Annotated in this window: 14 protein-coding genes; 10 read left to right on the plus strand and 4 right to left on the minus strand. The window is 55.4% G+C overall.

The window, feature by feature from the left end; genetic code table 11:
• Positions 1–43: 43 nt before the first annotated feature.
• Both thiC and QHG98_00270 read left to right on the plus strand, forming a co-directional pair.
• The gene (gene thiC, locus QHG98_00265) at positions 44–1,315 is read left to right on the plus strand and encodes a phosphomethylpyrimidine synthase ThiC (protein ID MDH7596166.1); all 1,272 of its coding nucleotides are present in this window, start codon (positions 44–46) and stop codon (positions 1,313–1,315) included.
• Positions 1,293–2,315: a DNA double-strand break repair nuclease NurA gene (locus tag QHG98_00270; GenBank protein MDH7596167.1), complete on the plus strand. Its 1,023-nt coding sequence runs from the start codon at positions 1,293–1,295 to the stop codon at positions 2,313–2,315. Before thiC ends, QHG98_00270 begins: the two co-directional genes overlap by 23 nt.
• A 130-nt stretch (positions 2,316–2,445) precedes the next feature.
• Here QHG98_00270 and QHG98_00275 read toward each other — a convergent pair whose 3' ends face one another.
• The gene (locus QHG98_00275) at positions 2,446–3,663 is read right to left on the minus strand and encodes a TraB/GumN family protein (GenBank protein ID MDH7596168.1); all 1,218 of its coding nucleotides are present in this window, start codon (positions 3,661–3,663) and stop codon (positions 2,446–2,448) included.
• A complete protein-coding gene (locus QHG98_00280) occupies positions 3,664–4,776 on the minus strand; it encodes a CBS domain-containing protein (protein MDH7596169.1) in 1,113 nt (370 codons plus the stop codon).
• Positions 4,777–5,038: 262 nt separating this feature from the next.
• On the opposite strand from QHG98_00280, the gene QHG98_00285 reads away from it, so the two are divergent.
• A complete protein-coding gene (locus QHG98_00285) occupies positions 5,039–6,466 on the plus strand; it encodes a hypothetical protein (GenBank protein MDH7596170.1) in 1,428 nt (475 codons plus the stop codon).
• A 555-nt stretch (positions 6,467–7,021) separates the two neighbouring features.
• Here the strand turns inward: QHG98_00285 and QHG98_00290 are convergent.
• The gene (locus QHG98_00290; GenBank protein MDH7596171.1) at positions 7,022–7,669 is read right to left on the minus strand and encodes an N-glycosylase/DNA lyase; all 648 of its coding nucleotides are present in this window, start codon (positions 7,667–7,669) and stop codon (positions 7,022–7,024) included.
• A 48-nt stretch (positions 7,670–7,717) separates the two neighbouring features.
• Positions 7,718–8,884, minus strand: a complete 1,167-nt coding sequence (locus tag QHG98_00295; GenBank protein ID MDH7596172.1) for an FprA family A-type flavoprotein — start codon at positions 8,882–8,884, stop codon at positions 7,718–7,720.
• Positions 8,885–9,288: 404 nt separating this feature from the next.
• Here QHG98_00295 and QHG98_00300 point away from each other — a divergent pair, with 404 nt between their 5' ends.
• The 7 genes from QHG98_00300 (at position 9,289) to cdhD (ending at position 19,241) form a co-directional block, all read left to right on the plus strand.
• Entirely contained in the window at positions 9,289–11,235 is a 1,947-nt protein-coding gene (locus tag QHG98_00300; GenBank protein ID MDH7596173.1) for a NosD domain-containing protein, read from the plus strand.
• Between the two features lie 983 nt (positions 11,236–12,218).
• The gene (cdhA, locus tag QHG98_00305; protein ID MDH7596174.1) at positions 12,219–14,636 is read left to right on the plus strand and encodes a CO dehydrogenase/acetyl-CoA synthase complex subunit alpha; all 2,418 of its coding nucleotides are present in this window, start codon (positions 12,219–12,221) and stop codon (positions 14,634–14,636) included.
• Between the two features lie 5 nt (positions 14,637–14,641).
• Positions 14,642–15,190, plus strand: a complete 549-nt coding sequence (cdhB, locus tag QHG98_00310; protein MDH7596175.1) for a CO dehydrogenase/acetyl-CoA synthase complex subunit epsilon — start codon at positions 14,642–14,644, stop codon at positions 15,188–15,190.
• 50 nt (positions 15,191–15,240) lie between these two features.
• Positions 15,241–16,650: a CO dehydrogenase/CO-methylating acetyl-CoA synthase complex subunit beta gene (cdhC, locus tag QHG98_00315; GenBank protein ID MDH7596176.1), complete on the plus strand. Its 1,410-nt coding sequence runs from the start codon at positions 15,241–15,243 to the stop codon at positions 16,648–16,650.
• Positions 16,651–16,666: 16 nt separating this feature from the next.
• Positions 16,667–16,855 (plus strand): hypothetical protein, encoded by a 189-nt coding sequence (locus QHG98_00320; GenBank protein ID MDH7596177.1) that lies wholly within the window; start codon positions 16,667–16,669, stop codon positions 16,853–16,855.
• Positions 16,856–17,108: 253 nt separating this feature from the next.
• Positions 17,109–17,870, plus strand: a complete 762-nt coding sequence (locus tag QHG98_00325) for an AAA family ATPase (protein MDH7596178.1) — start codon at positions 17,109–17,111, stop codon at positions 17,868–17,870.
• 12 nt (positions 17,871–17,882) lie between these two features.
• Positions 17,883–19,241: a CO dehydrogenase/acetyl-CoA synthase subunit delta gene (gene cdhD / locus QHG98_00330; protein MDH7596179.1), complete on the plus strand. Its 1,359-nt coding sequence runs from the start codon at positions 17,883–17,885 to the stop codon at positions 19,239–19,241.
• Positions 19,242–19,245 lie beyond the last annotated feature (4 nt).

Here is a 19,245-nt window from a genome sequence, read left to right on the forward strand (position 1 = left end):
CTGGCCAGATAACCTCTGAATATATAATGGTAACATGACTCTCATGGAAGACGCAAAAAAGGGAAAAATACCCGATGCGCTCAGGAGGGCCGCCGAGACTGAGGGGGTGGATCCTGAGGCGCTCAGGAGGCTCCTGGCAGCAGGGCGGGTGGTGGTTCCCATGAACGCCCGTCGCGCCAGAGAGATGGCAGTGGGCATAGGGGAGCTTCTGTGCACAAAGGTCAACGTCAACGTCGGCACATCCCCGTCGCTCTCAAACCTCAGAGAGGAGGTTGAGAAGGCGCTGGCTGCTGTGAATGCCGGAGCTGATACGATCATGGATCTCTCAACTGGTGGGGATCTCGATGAGATCCGGAGAGCGATCCTCAGGGAGGTGGATGTTCCGGTTGGAACCGTCCCGATATACCAGGCGGCTGTTGAGGAGAAACTCACGTCACAGGGCATGTTCGACGCTCTGGAGCAACATGCAAGAGATGGTGTGGATTTTGTAACGGTCCATGTGGGAGTTAACAAAGAGTCTATAAGGCGCCTGAGAAGGGATCCTAGGCTCATGGGCGTGGTCTCACGTGGTGGCTCTCTGACAATTAAGTACATCACCGAGACGGGAGAGGAGAACCCGTACTACGAGGAGTTCGATTACCTGCTTGAGATCGCGAAGGAGTACGACCTGACCCTGAGCCTGGGCGATGGTCTCAGGCCAGGTTGCATAGAGGATGCGAGCGACCGGGCGAAGTACATGGAGTTCATAATGCTGGGGGAGATGGTCACACAGGCAAGAGAGGCGGGCGTTCAGACCATTGTGGAGGGGCCGGGCCATGTGCCCGCGGATGAGATTGAGACCAGTGTGCGCGCGATGAAACACCTGACCGACGGCGCCCCTCTCTATCTGCTGGGTCCCATTGTCACGGACGTGGCTCCCGGATACGACCACATCACTGCTGCTATGGGCGGGCTGATCGCCGGTATGGCAGGTGCTGACTTCCTCTGTGCAACCACGCCAAGCGAGCACCTCGATCTCCCCAGTTTAGAGGATATTGTCGAGGGGACTGTGGTGACGAAGATCGCAGCACATGCAGCCGATCTCACAAAGCCCGGCGTCAGGGAGCGCGCCAGGGCATGGGACAGGAGGATGGCAGATGCCAGGGCGAGGCTCGACTGGGAGGCGCAGTTCAGAGAGGCGATAGATCCCACAAGAGCGAGAAGGATCCGCCACAGAAGGGGAATCGATGTGGAGACCTGCACGATGTGCAGCGACCTCTGTGCGATAAGGATTGCGAGAGAGGCCATGAAGCATGAGCGCCCGGACGAATCTTGAGAGGGCGGCGGAATCTCTTATGAGATATCTCAGTGTGGTACCTGAGGATCTCATGCGCCATACCGGGATTGGGGAGAAAGACTTCGTGCCAGTGGAGCCGCAGCCGTTTGAGGGAAGGATCTTCGCAGTCGACGGCTCCAACATCGAGGTCTATGATCTCTCAGTGGTCAAGGCGAACCGCATCCGTGCAGGGTATGTGGTTTACAGGGGCAGGAGGCGGGAGAGGACTGTGGTGACCTATGATGATCTCTTCGTTGCTGACAGGCGGGCCTACGTGGATTGGTTCAGGGAGCCGCTGGAGAGGCTCAACATTGATATCGATCTGAGCGGCCTCCGCGGGAGCGAGCTCGAGAGGCTCTCAACATACTTCAGAGAGCTGCAGGAGTACGTGGCCCTCGATGCAGCGCTTTCCGAAGCTGAGGAGGGTGATCTGCTTCTTTACGACGGCGGCTTTGTGATATGGAAGGATCGCCCCTTCGGGAGGATCGTGGCTGAGATCATAAAGAGAGCATCTGAGCGCGGCGTGGATCTGCTGGGCGTGAGCAAGTCCAGCAGCATGTCATGGGGAGAGATCTCGATGCCCCTGGTGTATCATCTCTCAAGGCTCGGGAAGAGCCTGCTGCCCGGAAGGGCGTGGTACGTCGATCTCAGCGGAAAGAATGTCCATCCGGATCCTCAGGAGGAGCGCTGGCAGGGCAGCATCTACATGGTGCTGTTCCATCCGACGGGAGATCGGGCATTCAGGGTGGACATCCCTTCTTACATGCAGGGGCATGCTGCCTCTGCTTTGTCAAAAGCAGCCGCGTTCTCCGGATCCTCTGAGTCTCCCGGGTATCCGCATGCCCTCTTCAGGGCCCACCACGACCTGAAGCTCTCCTCTCACGATGGTGAGATGAGCAGATTCAGAGTGATGGACGCGATGGCAGCGCGTTGCCATGTGAGCATGAGGGAGCTCAGAAGCGCGATGGATTACCACGAGATCCTGGAGATCGCCGGATAGGCACATGAGATTACAGGAGCTTCCGGGCACTTTTTCCGCGAAAATCCTGACGCCATCACTGAGATCGACCGCGGCGCGAGGGGTGCGCCGGTGCTATATCCCGAAGAGCATCGTGGAGATCCAGGCAGTCTCATATTATATGACCCAGAATTGCATGCGGATCGATCAGCCCCATCCGGTGCCATATTATGTATATTCCGAGAAATGTTCCCAGGGTTGCGCCGAGGTTCGCAAGGGCGGCCACGAGCACGACCCTGAAGAACCGGTTCTCCATCATCTCACCCATGCTCTCAGCGCTTGCCAGGCGTTTCACATCCCCCATCGTCGGCTTCCTCTTCCAGGCTTCGACCATTCCGGCGAACCATCCTGCAGCGACCAGCGGATTCAGTGTGGTCATCCAGGCTATCATGAATGCAGTGAGGATCGACAACGGATGACCTCTTGCAGCCACGACGCCCAGCGCTGCAAGGCCACCGGTCACCAGGAACCATATGCCAAATGCGAGAAGCACCACGCCGCTCGAGTATCCCGCTATCAGGATGTAAACAAACGTGGCGATGATCAGGAGTGTGACGATGATGCCAAACGCCTTGCCCATGCTGAACCCCTTCTCAGGAGGCGCGTCGAAGATCCGGGTGTCTGGAATTCTTGAGGGATCTGAGAGGTAGCGCATTATGCCCTCGCGATGGCCGGCGCCCACGACCGCGAGGACCCTCCCGTATCTGGACAGCTCGTACAGGTTCCTGGCTATGTATGCATCCCGCTCGTCAACCAGCGCCCTGGCAGCGGATGGCGCGATCTTCCTGAACTCCGCCATGAGCTGGGATACCACATCTGAATCGGTGACGCTGTCAACATCGAGATCCTCCTTGCCGAAGCCGAGGGCTGCCACGACGAGGCTCCAGAGCATCTTCATCTTCTCCCATATGCCCATCGCCGACCAGAACCGCTGGATCGTTATGCTGATGTCCCTGTCGACAAGGGCGACCCTCGCGTTGACCTCCCTGGCAGCCTCTATGGCTGCGAGCATCTCGGATCCTGGCTTCACGCCCATCTCAGAGCCTATCTGCCTCTGCAGGTATGCGAGCAGCCACTGGACCAGAACCAGATAGATCTTTCCGCCGCTCAGAAGCTCGCTTATTTTTATATCCTCATCCCTCTCCTGGCCTGTCAGGGCAAGGTAGCGCCTCTGGCACAGCTCGACAGCCACGATATCCGGCCTGGTCTGCTCTATGGCCTCTCTCACCTCGGCGACGCTCTTCTCTGATACGTGTGCGGTGCCTATGATCACTATCTCGTTCCTTGCATCAGTTACTGATCCTTCCGTGCCTTCCGTGATATCTGCCATTTACAGCCTCACATCCGAGCAGAGCTCGATGGCTCTGAGAAGATCCTCTCTTGATATTATACCCACCAGCCTGCCATCCTCGATGACGGGGAGCCTTCTTATCTTCTTATCGCCCATGATCTTTATGGCCGCGGTCGCCTCATCATCCGGTCCTATGACATATATGTTTCTGGTCATGACATCTCCGACACGGGTTGTCTCGCGCAGATGCTCAGGAACACGCTGCAGATCCGTGATCGTGACTATCCCCACAATCGCATCACCCACCATCACAGGGTAGCCCCTGTGCTTCTCATAGAACATCAATCGCATCAGCTCCGCCAGGGTCATCTCAGGTGGCACAACTCTCACATCTTTTGACATTATGTGCCTCACCTTTATGCCCCGCAGGCTGTCTGCTATTGTGGTGCTCCTGTCCTCCTCAGAGGCCGCTATGTAGAGGAATATGCCTATGATGAGCGTGAGGAAGTTCAGCGTGAAAAGCCCGAGGAATATGAGAAATACTGCAAAGATCTTTCCGAGGGCGGCTGCGTTCTTTGTCGCGACCACATACGGCATCCGGGTGGAGAACCACGCCCTGAGCACCCGACCGCCGTCCATTGGAAATGCAGGGATGAGATTGAATATCATCAGAATGATATTCATTATGCCCAGTGTCCACAGCAGTACGGAGAACGGATGGCCTTCGCCAAGCATCGATTCCGACTGAGTGTAGAGCAGTATCGAGATCACGCCGAGAGCCCCGCTGACTGCTGGTCCGGCTATAGCCATCCTCAGCTCCATCGATGGGTTTCTCGGGATCTCCTCCATCGAGGCGACGCCGCCGAAGAAGTAGAGGGTGATGCTTCGTATCTCTATTCCGTACCTTTTTGCGACGAATGAATGGCCCAGCTCGTGCAGCCCCACACAGACAAAGAGCAGCACCGCGAAGAGGAGTGAATAAGCCCATCTTATGAGCGGGGGCTCGACCGCACCAAAGCCGTACAGCTTGCCGAAAACTGTGGCGTTGACGCTTCCGAAGAGATATGCAACCCAGGGGATGATCAGAAGAAATGTCACATGAAGCCGTATCGGTATCCCCATGACCCTGCCGAGCTGGATGGAGTTTTCCATGGTACAAGGTTATCGACTGAAGTTAATATCTTTTGGCTCCAGCCGGATCATGTCTGAAGCGGGCCTCGCCGGCAGATGGTGGTCAGCGATGCGAGTCCGGATCTGAGACCTGCTTCTGATTGCACAGCACGTCTTGTGGAGGAATGCTTATATAAGATCAGTAATTGAAATACGTAACAGTGTTATGAGACACTGAAGTTTGGGTCAGAGATCCAGATGTTTTCCTCTGCCGGGTGACTGATGGGCAGGGGGTGGTGATATCATGATCATGAACAAAAGTGGGGTGGGGGTGTGCCTTCTTCTCGCTGCACTGCTGCCCATGGCACATGCGATCTCGGTGAGCTATGGCTCAAGCGGCTACAGCGGCTCGGTATCCATCTCGGAGGCATACCAGCTTGATGATTCTGCGGCCCTGGCTGAGTCGACTGCCCTCAGTTCCGGCGCCGTATCGCAGTCGACCAGCATCTCAGGCACTGGATTGAATCTCGTCTCGAAGAGTGTTTCAGGCGGCACGTACGGCATCGAGGCTGCAGCACAGTCTTACGGCTCTCTCGACATGTCTGCAGCTCTGAGCGCATCCGGCACCTCAGGGGGCATGAGCCAGAGCGTCTCTGGTGCCGGGAACATCGCTGCCGTATCTGAGGGCACCAGTGGCAGTGACGCTGTCTGCAATATCGCCCAGGTGGAGAACGGCCTCATCTCAACCACACAGTCGATCTCATCCGGCGGTTCGGTTTCGGGCTCCCAGAGCACGTCCCTCGATGGGGAGATCGGGGTGGTCGGATCGATATCAACCTCGGGCGATGGCGGGATGGTGGTGACTGGAGACATCATTGGAGAAGGAAGGATGGATGCGGATCTCCGGGCATCAGACGCATCTGTCGCAGGGCAGGTATCTGTCGATGGGACCACCTGGATGAGCTCGCAGGACATGAGCATCGTCGGGAGCAACGACTTCGGCATCGCTGTTGAGGGGCTCAGGGTCGCAGGCGATGGTGTGGGAACGTTCAGCGTGAACGCGGCACATGTGAGCGGAGACGCGGCCAAAAAGAGGAATGTGAAGACGAATGCGATGACGTACTACCAGAACAGCCCGCTCTCGTACACGACCACAGGATGGCGGTGGAACAGGGCGAACCCGCTCGTTCTCTACCTGAGGGCAGATAAAAACCTCGCATCTGAAGGCCTGTACTCAAACTTGGTGGGAACTGCGATCACCAGCGCTGCGAACACCTGGGATGATGTTACCTCAAGAGATCTGTTCTACGACGGCGGAGTCATCATCGATTCCAGGAAGAATGCTGACAACCCCTACGATGGATACAGCGTGCACGCCTGGAAGTACCTATCGCTCGCGCCATCGGCTCTTGCATACTCCAGAACAAGATACGGATACCCGAAGGTGAACGGATATTACACTGTCTTCGAATCCGATGTGAGCTACAACACGAGGTACAGCTGGACGACTGACCTTCCCACGGCCTTGAGTAACAACGGTCGCATCTTCGATGTCCAGACGGTCGCTCTCCACGAGCTCGGCCACACGCTCGGTCTGGGAGACCTGTACACGCTGCCAAGCACGGATCCGAGGAGAGGAGACTACTCACAGATAATGAACAGCTACAACGACCCGCAGAGGACGCTTGGCAACGGGGATATAGCAGGCATAAAGAAGCTTTACGGCAACTGAATGGATCTGGCCACACCAGTGGGCCGATCCCCAATTTTTGCATGCAGGCCTGAGGTCGTCTCAGAGCGGTCCGAATTTTGGGTAACGCTCTTCTCCATCTGATAACTTGCCTAAAGAGACACCGCTCCTGCTCTGCGCTCCTTCCGGGGAATGATTGCGTTCAGCAACCTCCAGGCATGACCCACAAGTTGTTGATTGCATAAGAGCGTTGGGTAAAACTGGTTGAATGACGACAGGAATGCAACCGTCCGTATTCCACAAATGCATGAGCACAGTGCAGATCTCGGTGATCCAGGTGCACATCCCAACCTGGCAGACCAGGAAGTCGTATCGAAACTGACATGCAAGTCGATTCATGTGGTATGCATCGCTCTTATCCATCTGATAACTTGCCCGAAGAGGTACCAGTCACGCTACGCGCTCGTGTCAAGCGAATGAGTGCATTCAGCAACCGGCCTGCATATCCTTCAAGTTGCTGAATACATAAGAGCAGTATGCATTTCACCAAGAAGCTCCGCGTCTCCTCATCTGTCGCAAATGATTTTGAGACGAGTTCTACTTGAAAACCTCCCCGGCTCCCATGTACCACAGGACCATATCGAGGTGCGACATCGGTATATTGATGTGGCGCGCGAAATCCAACATCGCAGCCTCTATCTTGAGATACATGCTTCTGCCCAGCGTTTTCGGGATGTACGGTATAACTCCAAACCGAACCAGGCTCTTCAGGATGTGCCTGTCGAGTATAGCCAGATCCCTGCCCAGGCCGATGTTCCTCAGGAAATGGCTCGCCTCCTTGTATCCCATGCCCTTCACGTTTCCGACGAGCCATTCGCGCGTCTGAAATGGATTCTGTGGATCGATGTGAGCCCTCACCGAGAGCCTACCATCCACTGTAAACAGCTCCCTCGCCATGCATATGTACTCAGCCTTCCTGCGGCTGAACCGCACGCCCCTGAGCTCCATATGTACCCTCTCCCGGGCTGGACAGCGGAGCTCCCCTCTTGATGACAGTTTCTCCACAGCCGCCCAGCATGCTCTTGCTCTCGACTGTGGTGTCAGGAGACAGAAGACAAGCTCCTCGAAGAGCCGCTCCTCATCAGCATTAAGCCAGATCTGATCGAATTCTCTCAGCCTGGCCTCTATGATATCCTCCAGCTCCCCGTGCAGCTCCCTCAGCTGCTCGATCTCATGTGTTGCCATGATTCATCTCATCGTGATGGTTATACCAGATCATATGGAGCAGCGAGCTCAAAGCAGCCCGAGCTCCCTGTGTCTCCTGAGGATCTCATCTGCAAGCCTCTCGATCGCCCTGAGGTCATCTTCCTTTGGGTAGCCCTTCACGATGACAGGCTCTATGATCTCCATCTTCAGGTTCGGCATGAGAGCCTTCACCTCCTCGACGATCCTGGCGCCCCAGCCGTACGAGCCGATGACAGATGCGAACCTGGCCTTTGGGCGCAGCGCATTCGCGAGGATGGCTGCATATGCGATCAGTGGATGCGGCCTTGTTATGAACGCCGGGGTCCCGAAGACCATGGTGGCGGCGTCCACAAGCGATGCTGCAAGCGCTCCGATATCGGTCTTGGTGAGATCGAACCTCTTCACTGATACTCCTCGATCGATCAGCGCATCGACCAGATGGCTCACAATCTTCTCGGTGGAGCCGTGCATCGATACAAATGGCACCACCACCTCGTTTTTTACATCATCTGATGTCCAGTCCGCATAGGCGCTCAGCACCGCCTCAGGCGTGTTATGCAACGGTCCGTGGCTCGGCGCGATGATCTCTGGACCGAGGGCCCTCACACGCTCGAGGTGCCTCCTCGCGTTCGACCTGAACGGCATCATGATCTCAGCGTAATACCTCTTTGCGCTGTCGGGGTTCCACCCGAAGAGATCGCTGGTCGCAAGATGGGATCCGAGAAAATCGCATGTGAAAAGCACTCTTTTCTCCAGGAGATACGTGAATATGGTGTCTGGCCAGTGGACCCATGGTGCGCTTATGAACTCAAGTGTCATATCTCCCAGAGAGAGCATCTCACCACCGCTCACTGCGCGGACTTTATCCTTTGAGACGATGCCGAAATCAACGAGAAGCTCCACGCACTTCTGGGATCCGAGAACTGTGGAACCGTACCGATCGATCAGGAACTTTATCGCACCGGAGTGGTCCTGCTCAGCGTGCTGTGACACCACATAATCGATACTATCAACGCGGAGCTCGTCGAGGTTCCTGAGCAGCACATCCTTCTTGCTCGGATCAACCGCATCTATCAGCACGGTCTTCTCGCTGCCCTTTATGAGATACGAGTTGTAGCTGGTGCCCTCCGGCAGGGGTATGAGCGCATCGAAGAGCCGTCTGTCCCAGTCCACTGCGCCCACGTAGAAGACGTTTTTGCATATCTCCCGGATCATGTTCATCCCGACCTTTTACTGCGGTGTGCTTGCATCTGACTTAACTTTAGTGCTGGAAGTGGGCGCCTGGAGATGGGGAACAGGTGTGATTCGGTCCTGGGCTCGAGATCGATCGCATGTGGCATTCCGCAGAAGTTGTGTGCTGCATCATTGAATCCAGAAGCATGCGACATTATGAGATTCATGTGGCGTTATACCAGTACAGAATCCTGGCCAGTTCAGCTATGCCAGTTCAGCTATTCGAGTACACGACCTCCGCATAGACATTGGGTTTTTACGCTGTGAACATGTATTCCAGGATCTCCGCCGATCAGAGGGCTGAGTTTTGCGGGTGACGCTTGCTCTATCGAAACTCTCGCAGATGCACCGATACTCTTTATACCCGGAAGTCCTCCCGGTAACCTATGCACATGCGATATGCACTCTGTCTTCTGATGCTCCTCCTAAATGCATCGGCACACGCAGAAACCATTGTGGTGACGCCCGGGAGCAGCATCCAGGCGGCGGTAGACTCGGCATCATCCGGTGATACGATAGAGATTCAGGGTGGCATCTACTCGGAGAGAATCGTGGTGGATAAGAGCCTGATCATCAGGGGAAACACCACATCCGGATATCCTGAGGTGAATGCAGGCGGATCCGGAACGGCTGTTACGATCTCTGGAAGTGACGTGGTGATCGAGGGGATCAGGGCGACCGGCTCGGGGATGGCCTCAATGGATGCAGGGATACTCGTCACTGGAGATAACAACCGCGTTATCGACTGCCAGGTCTCCGGCAACAGATATGGGGTCGCGCTGCTCTTCGCGGAGGGCTGCACGCTTGAGAACATACTGGTTGAGGCTAGCAGCGAGGCAGGCATCCTCCTCGACAACTCCACAAACAGCATAATCAGTGGATGCAGGCTGGAGAACAACATCCGCGGCATAAGACTGATATCATCCGAGTCAAACACGGTGAGAGGAAACAGCATATCCAACACCACCTTCGAGGCCCTCTCTGTGGAGAGATCCAGCAACAGGAATCTCATCGAGGATAACGTCATCAGATTCAGCCAGATAGGCATCTCCCTGGAGACCTCCAGGGGCAACAACATAACCAGGAACCTCGCCAGCAACAACAGCATCGGGATAAAAATAGCAAATCGCAATGACACGGAATCCATCCGTCCAATTGAGAATCCGGGCAAGTACGGCGGAGTCTCAATAAAGTACAAGCCGAACAGCGATATCGAGAACTACGACGTCCGGGACAAAGATCTGAGCTTATACACGACCAACACGATCTACAACAACACGCTCATCGACAACGAGGAGAACGCCATCGATGACGGGAACAACCAGTGGGACAACGGCGCTATCGGGAACCACTACAGTGATTTCGATGAGCCTGAGGAGGGGTGCAGGGACAGAAATCGCGATGGCATATGCGACTCGGCCCGTGAGATCGAGGGCGGAATGTCAACAGACAGGCATCCGCTCTCGCCGAAGGATCCGATGAAGGCCAGATTCATGTCCAGGAAGAATGGCGCGTACCTCGGCCTGGACAGGATGGTGTTCATGCCCGGTGAGAGGATCGATCTGAGGCTGTCGGTTCCTGAGAATCTCACCGCCTGGATAGGAATACTGCCCGCAGGCGAGCCCCATGGTGCTCCCGACAGGACAAAGGCGGTATCGTACAGCACCGCGAACAGCAGTGTGAGGGAGATGGCTCTCGAGGCTCCGAGGATGGTGGGGTTCTACGAGATACGGATGTACTCCACGGAGGAGCTGGTGAGTCTCCCCATAAGCGTTGAGGTGCCTGAGGTCCACATCACACCTGCAGAGGTCAAGGCATGCGAGCCGATCAATGTCACATACTCAGGAGCTCCGGGATACGAGGGCGACTGGATAGGAATGTTCTCCACAGGGGCAGGGGATCGCTCGCCGTTATCCAGAAAATACCTCGACGGGAGCACGAACGGCTCGTTTGTGCTGTACACACCAAGCACCCCGGGGACTTACAACGTGCGGATGTTCGCGGACGACGGCTACAGACTCCTTGCGGTCAGCGAATCGGTGACAGTTAAGCCGAATGCAGGGGTGAGGATAGTCGCGGAGCCCGAGACCGTCTCGCCAGGCCAGGCGATATACGTGCACTTCTGGGGTGCGATGCCTGATAGCGTAATAGGGATGTATGGTGTGACAAGGCCGGACAAATTCTGGATAAATATGCAGCCGACAGGCGGGCCGTCATGCGGCACCCTGACATTCAGGGCTCCATACGGCGGGGGCAACTATGACTTCAGGCTGTTTGAGAACAACGTCTACAGGAAGCACATGGGTGCCAGCAACGTCGTGCGTGTCGTGTAGAGGGCGGTACTCCCGCCCCCACATCTGCTTTGTAAGCCTAATTGCGTCAAAACATCCTTGTGTGAGTGAAGCTCACCGCAATTGGTGTGTGTCTGGGAACATGCTCAATACGTTGAGGTAAATTGCCCTCTTGGCAGATTTCTGGACGAACGCCTATTGCCATAGCGGCTTCACTCGATCAGCAACTCAAGCAAGCTTACGATATTGAGCAAATGCGTGTCTGGCCTTGGATGGCAGCTCATCAGAATGCTCATCAGAATGTGGCTGGTGCTGCAGCGTGTGAACCGGGACGCTCTTATGCATCCAGCAACTTGGAGGTCATGCGGTAGGTTGCTGAATGCACTCATTCTCCAAGGCATTCGACTACGTCGAAGATAAGTCGAAACGAGCGCATAGCATGACTTTTCTTCGGGCAGGAGATCAGATGGATAAGAGCGAACCGGGATTCATCCGGTCCGGAAACAGGGTCGTGTGCTTGCAGAACGATCTGGCGGAGCCCATTGATCGGGCTGATCTGTTCACGAGGCCTCCAGGGCATCCACTCCATCTTTCTGTGATTCAGACGCACACAAACAAAACACACCGGTCCAACAGTGTTGCTCAGGCAGCAAATCAAGCTCTCCGGCAGCCCGATCAGCTCGCGATCATAGGATGTAGCACTGAATACTTCCGTATCTCCGGAGGGGGTTGTGCATTTTATGCAGCATCTCATTGTATGTATCTTCTGACGAAAGTATGGGCATGGGGAATCCGATGATAATCACATCAGTTTGATCTAAATCAAAAAATTTAGATGTGTTATCAATACATGCGTATTAAAATCATATTTGATGCCATTTTTATTATTATTTATATAACCAAATTTTTCTTTAAATATATTAAACGGTGTTATCAATTTTATAAAACAAAAGCCCGCCGAAAGGGTTTTATGTACTTCGCGCAAAGGGTGAGCTGCATATACAGGAAAGGAGGCCAAGAACCCAATGGCAAAGCTCGAGGGCAGCTTTACAGTTGAGGACATGAAGAATGTCCAGATCAACATAGGGGCTGTCGTTAAGGAGGAGGAGGAATGGGACCAGCCGATGGGTCCGTTCCCGAAGCCGCAGATCGCAACCCTGCGCGACTGGGACTTCAAGATTTTGAACCGTTACAGAATATTCTACGCGCCTGCAGACGATACCTGTACACTGTGTACATACGGTCCATGTGATCTCACCGGCAACAAGCGCGGAGCATGCGGCATAGATATGGCTGGAACATGCGGAAAGATCGTTCTGGTCGCATGCCTGATGGGTACATGTGCTCACACCGCGCATGGTCGTCACTTGTACCACTGGACTCTCGACAAGTTCGGGGACATGAAGTTCGATATGGGCACAGATATACTTGTGACAGCACCTCTGACTGAGACCATAATCGGCATAAGGCCGAAATCGCTGAAGGACTTCGGCAAGGCTCTTGAGTACTGCGAGGAGCAGATCACGCAGCTTCTGGCGGCAACGCATACAGGTCAGGAGGGCAGCTATGTCGATTTCGAGTCCAAGGCCCTTCATACGGGCATGATAGATTCGCTCGGCAAGGAGATCTGCGATATGCTGCAGATCGTGGCCTACAACATGCCACGCGGCGATCCGAACGCTCCGCTAGTCGAGATCGGCATGGGTACGCTGGACCAGAATAAGGCCGTTCTTATCGCATATGGTCATAACCTCGCAGCCGGCGCCGAGGCTATGTTCTACACTGAGACGAACAACCTTTGGGACAAAGTCGATATAGGTGGCGTATGCTGCACGGCCATCGATCTCACCAGGATCGGCGAGGGCATGGGTGAGAAGAAGGTTCCTGACATGGTCGGAACCAAGGCCAAGGTCGCTGGAGCCATAGGCTGGTGGAGGAAGATGGTCAGGGCAGGCATCATGGACACTGTGATGATTGACGAGCAGTGCGTATGGTGCGATGCCCTGAAGGACTGCGAGGAGCGCAAGATACCGCTGATCGCCACAAATGATAAGATAATGCTGGGTCTCAAGGACAGGACAAATGACCCGGTTGATGAGATCGTGGACGATCTGGTTAACTTCAGGGTGCCTGGAGTAGTGATACTCGATCCGGTGAAGGCTGGCGAGGTTGGTGTTAAGACTGCCATTGCGGTTAAGCCGAAGCGCGCTGATATCAAGAATAAGAGTGTGCTTACAGAGGATGAGTTCAAGAAGCTGGTCTCGAGCTGTACAAAGTGCAATGAGTGCGCATTCGTCTGCCCGCCACACATCAGGATAAGCAATCTCATGGAAGAAGCCGCGAAGGGCAACCTGGAGCCGTTCTCCTCGACATATGAGGTTTGCGTTGGATGTGGCAGATGCGAGCAGGTCTGCAGGCAGGATCTCCCGATACTCAAGATGTATGAGTACGCCAACAGGGAGTATATAAGGAACCAGAAGTTCAAGATGAGGGCTGGCAGAGGGCCGATCAGGGATACAGAGATCAGAGCAGTTGGTGCGCCCATAGTTCTCGGCACGATCCCTGGCGTGATAGCGCTTGTCGGATGCAGCAACTATCCGAACGGCACCAAGGAGGCGTACGACATCGCCAAGGAGTTCGTGGATAGGGGCTACATCGTTGTCACATCGGGCTGCATGGCGATGGATATGTCCCTCTACACTGATGCAGAGGGCAAGACGATCTGGGAGCAGTATCCAGGTGCATTCGATGGCAGAAATATATGTAACGTCGGATCATGTGTTGCAAATGCCCACATACATGGAGCTGCGATAAAGGTCGCCACGATATTCGCTCACAGGAACCATCGTGCAAACTACGATGATATTGCAGATTACATACTCTCCAAGGTCGGAGCGTGCGGCATAGCCTGGGGCGCATACTCGCAGAAGGCAGCCTCAATTGCGACTGGTGTTAACAGGATTGGTGTACCTGTTGTGGTGCAGCCACACTCTGTGATATACCGCAGGGCGTTCCTGGGAAGGGCCGATCTGCCAGAGGACTGGATGGTTATAGATGCAAGAGATGGCTCCAAGGTGAGGATCGAGCCTGCTCCTGAGCACATGCTGTACGTTGCGGAGACAAAGGAGGAGGCCATGCTGATGATGGCCAAGCTATGCTTCAGACCCAGTGATAACTCGATTGGCCGTATGATCAAGCTGACCCACTACTGCGATATATCCATGAAGTACTTCGGCAAGCTGCCGGATGACTGGCCTGTCTATGTGAGGCATGCATCTGAGCTTCCGCTCGCCTGGAAGGACCAGATGATGAAGGAGCTCGAGGAGAAGTACGGCTGGAAGATCGACTGGAAGGCGAAGAAGATCGTCGAGGGTCCGATCAGGCCGGCAGATGTGAGCTTCGATCCGACCAACATCGAGAGGAAGATCAGGGTCAGGAAGTGAGGGAAATGGCAGTCGACACAACCAAAAACCCCATACCTTTTGAGATGGCCCAGATCCCCGGGCCTGAGATGGCAAAGGCCTATCCTGTGAAGGTCATAGGCGCCATCATAAAGAAGGCAAAGAGGCCGCTGCTGGTCGTGGGAGCAGAGCTCTTCGACGACCCGATCATGTTCGATAAGGCGATAGAGATCGCCAAGGCTAAGAACATGACGATCGCTGCGACAGCTCACACGATCAGGGGCTTCATCGAGAGAGGGTACACGACGAACGTCTATCAGATCGGGCTGCATCCGCTGACCAACTACCTGCGATTCAAGGACTGGAAGGGCCTGGATGGCCAGGGACACTACGATGTGGTCATCTTCATGGGTATCTTCTACAAGTTCGCCAACGCCATGTTCTCTGCGCTGAAGCACTTCAACAGGGACATCAAGCGCGTCTCCATCGACAGGTACTACCATGTCAACGCAGATATGACATTCGGGAACCTGGCGTTCGACTCTGCAGGATACCACGAGGCGATCGATGAGCTGATTGCAATACTGAAGAAGTGATGTGAGATAATAATTCCAAAATTTATTTTGGTATTAGGAGAGGTGTAGAAATGGCTGAAGAGATTCAACTGGACATATCCCCGATGTACGAAGGGGAGCGCATAAGGAAGGAAGACCTGTGGATAGAGATGGGCGGACCGAAGGCAGATGGCTTCGAGCTGACCCTTGCAGCGTCGATGGACGAGGTACAGGACGGTAAGGTCACAGTCATCGGCCCCGAGCCCAAGGATATCAAGGAGGGCTCAACGATCCCCTTCGGCATGATATTCAAGGTCGCGGGCGAGAAGATCGAGAAGGACCTGGAGTCGATCATAGAGAGGCGCAACCACGCGCTGCTCTCCTACATAAGCGGCCTCATGCACCTCAACCAGAGGTACGACATCTGGATGAGGATGGGCAAGAGCCTGCAGAAGAAGGGAGTCCAGTACTGGGAGCAGATATTCAAGCCTGTCATAAACCTGTACAAGGCTGAGATGCCCTTCATCGAGAAGATGGAGGTTACAATCGTCACAGATCCGGCGAAGGTCAAGGAGGAGCTGGAGAAGGCGATGCAGGTTTACAAGGCGAGGGACGAGAGGGCGAAGGGTCTCCATGACGAGGATGTGGATGTCTTCTACGGATGCACACTCTGCCAGGCGTTCGCCCCCACAAGCGCATGCGTCGTGACGCCCGACAGGCCTTCGCTCTGCGGAGCCATCACATGGTTCGATGGCCGCGCTGCGTCAAAGGTCGACCCGGAGGGCCCGCAGTTCCCGATACCCAAGGAGGGCCTGAAGGACCCGATCGCAGGCGAGTACGAGAGCATCAACCAGATGGCTGCGAAGAGATCCGGCGGCGAGTACACAGTGATGAAGCTGTACACGTTCTTCGATGCTCCCCACACCTCATGCGGCTGCTTCGAGACAATCGGCTTCTACATGCCTGAGGTCGACGGAATAGGGATCGCGGACCGCGACTTCAAGGGCGCAGCTCCGAACGGCCTGCCGTTCTCGACCATGGCTGGACAGACAGGCGGCGGCAAGCAGGTCGTCGGCTTCCTCGGAATGGGTGTGCTGTATTACTTCTCCCCGAAGTTCCTCCAGGCGGACGGCGGCTGGCGCAGGATCGTCTGGATGTCCAAGAGGCTCAAGGAGAGGGTGAAGGAAGGAATACCCGCGGAGATGTACGACAAGATCGCCACAGAGGACGATGCCAAAGATCTCGATTCGCTGAAGAGGTTCCTGCTCAAGGTCGATCATCCTGTCGTGACAGGCGTTGTGAGGCCAGTTGATGGCAAGAAGATCACCGAGGGCTGGAAGTTCGAGGAGGTCACGGACGAGCTGAAGGAGAAGGTCATCGCCTTCATCGAGAAGTATGGAGGAGAGATCGATACAGACAACGTGAAGAACGAGCTCCTCATGAGCGAGGGGCAGTTCATGCAGGTTGTCGAGGCACTCCAGGCCGATGGCGTGCTAGAGTGAGTTGGAGGATTTTGAAATGGGCAAGCTGGTACTGAAAAAGAAGGAGGCGGCTGCACCCGCGGCCGCTCCTGCTGCCGCAGCCCCCGCGGCTGCCGCACCTGCTGGAGCTCCGGCGTTCGCCATGCCCGCGGCCGGCGGTGCTGGCATAAAGCTGGTGCTGAAGGACGCGAAGATAACCATAGACAAGGTGGTTCTGGCGAAGTAGAACACCTGTCTCCTCTATATTTTTGCTGGGAATATGAGGGAGGTTTTGAATATGGCCAAGTTAGTGCTTAAGAAGAAGGAAGCTGCTGCACCTGCGGCAGCGCCTGCGGCCGCTCCCGCATCTGCGGCTGCACCTGCTGCACCGATGTTTGCGCCAGCTTCTGGTTCTCAGGGAATCATCCTGGAGCTCAGAGGTGCGACTGTACACATTCAGGAACTAGTCATCAAGCAGAAGAAGTAAGGAAGGCCAGATCTTGGGGAGAGTAATAGCGATAACAGGAAAGGGCGGTACTGGCAAGACTGCAGTCGCCGCTCTTCTCGTCAGATATCTGATCAAGAGCGGCAGGAAATACCGCGTTCTGGTGATCGATGCAGATCCAGATTCGAACCTTGCTGATGCTCTTGGCGTGGAGGTGACGAAGACCGTTGGGGACATGAGGGAGTTCATGCAGGAGGCCAGATACACCACACCGCCAGATACGGACAAGGAGAGGCTCTTCGAGGCGAAGATCTTCGAGATACTTGTCGAGGAGAACGGTTACGATCTTCTGGTCATGGGCAAACCCGAGGGCTCAGGATGTTACTGTTTTGTCAACAACCTTCTCAGGGGCATAATGGACAGGCTGATAGATCAGTATGACATCACCATCATAGACACCGCCGCAGGTCTGGAGCACTTCAGCAGAAAGGTGATCCCCGACCTGGACTCGCTGATCGTGGTCACAGACTCCTCCAGGCGTGGACTCACCACAGGAGAGCGGATAAGGGAGCTGGCCTCGGAGCTGGGTCTGAAGTACAACAACCTCTACGTCATTGCAAACAAGGTTACAGAAGGCAATAAGGAGAAGATCATCGAGAACGCCAGGTCCGTCAGTCTCAATGTTATCGGCACAATCCCCTATGATGAGAGGTTAGCCACCTTCGATCTGGTGGGAGACCCATTGATCAACCTGCCTGACGATACGCCCGCGGTGAAGGAGATCGAGGAGCATGTCGTCAAGGCACTGGGTATTTGAAGGGTGATTTATATGGCAGAGGAGAAGAAGATCAAGTTATCAGATCTGAACAAGACTTTGGCGCAATATGGCGTTGAGGCCATCGAGGGTGTATCCATCGAGGGCGATATAGAGATCGAGATAGATACCGGGGCTGCCGGCATAGGGCCGCTCTTCGCCTACTACTTCGGCCAGGAGGTTGCCCAGATCGCAGTGCAGCTCGTCAAGTTCGCCAGGAGCATGGGGTATCCGGTAGATGCTCTGCTCCAGCCTGCTGCAGTTGCGCATGCGATATCGCCAGCACCTGCTGAGGTCGTTGAGGCCGCGGCCAAGGTCCCGGAGTGGAAGGTCGCCACAAGCCTGGTCCAGGCGAAGTTCCAGGTCGGAATCGATGAGACCTGGAAGTATCCGATCCAGGAGGTCACGCTTGGAGCCACGAAGGCTGATGGCGGAAGCAGAGGTCACACGATCAAGATAGGCGGAGAGAAGGCGCTGCCGTTCTTCTACGACGCACCGATGCCGCACAGGCCCGTGGTCACGATGGACGTCTTCGACATGCCCATCGGCATGGCAAAGGCTGTCAAGATGCACTACGAGGATGTCATCAACGATCCCGGCGAGTGGGCGAAGAAGGCTGTCACAAAGTTCGGCGCCGATCTCGTCACGATACACCTCATAAGCACAGATCCCCTCCTGAAGGATACGCCCCCAAGAGAGGCAGCCAAGACAGTGGAGGAGGTACTCCAGGCTGTGGACGTCCCGATATGCATCGGCGGCTCCGGCAACCCGGACAAGGATCCCGAGGTCCTCAAGGCTGCTGCAGAGGTCGCACAGGGCGAGCGCGCGCTGATCGCAAGCGCCAACCTGAACATGGACTGGGAGAAGATCGGGAAGGCGTGCGTGGACAACGGCCATGTCTGCCTGGCGTGGACGCAGCTTGAGATCAACTCGCAGAAGGAGCTCAACAGGAAGCTCATGAAGGTCGCAGGCGTGCCGAGGGAGTCCATAGTGATGGATCCGACCACGGCTGCTCTCGCCTACGGTCTCGACTTCGCATACACCAACATGGAGCGCATAAGGCTCGGAGCGCTGAAGGGCGACGAGGAGCTCACATTCCCGATGTCCTCAGGCACGACAAACGCATGGGGCGTCAGGGAGGCCTGGATGGTCCGCTCACCCAACAAGGAGGACTCAGACTGGGGCGACAGGATGCTCAGAGGCCCGATCTGGGAGATCATCACCGGATTCTCGCTTGCGATGGCAGGCGTGGATATATTCATGATGATGCATCCGCTTGCGGTCGCGTACCTCCAGGAGATCACTCAGACCCTCATGGGACTGATAGATGCGCAGACTCCTGATTTAACCAACTGGGTCAAGATGGAGGTCTGATAGC

The sequence above is a fragment of the Methanothrix sp. genome (assembly GCA_029907715.1).
GTDB lineage: Archaea > Halobacteriota > Methanosarcinia > Methanotrichales > Methanotrichaceae > Methanothrix_B.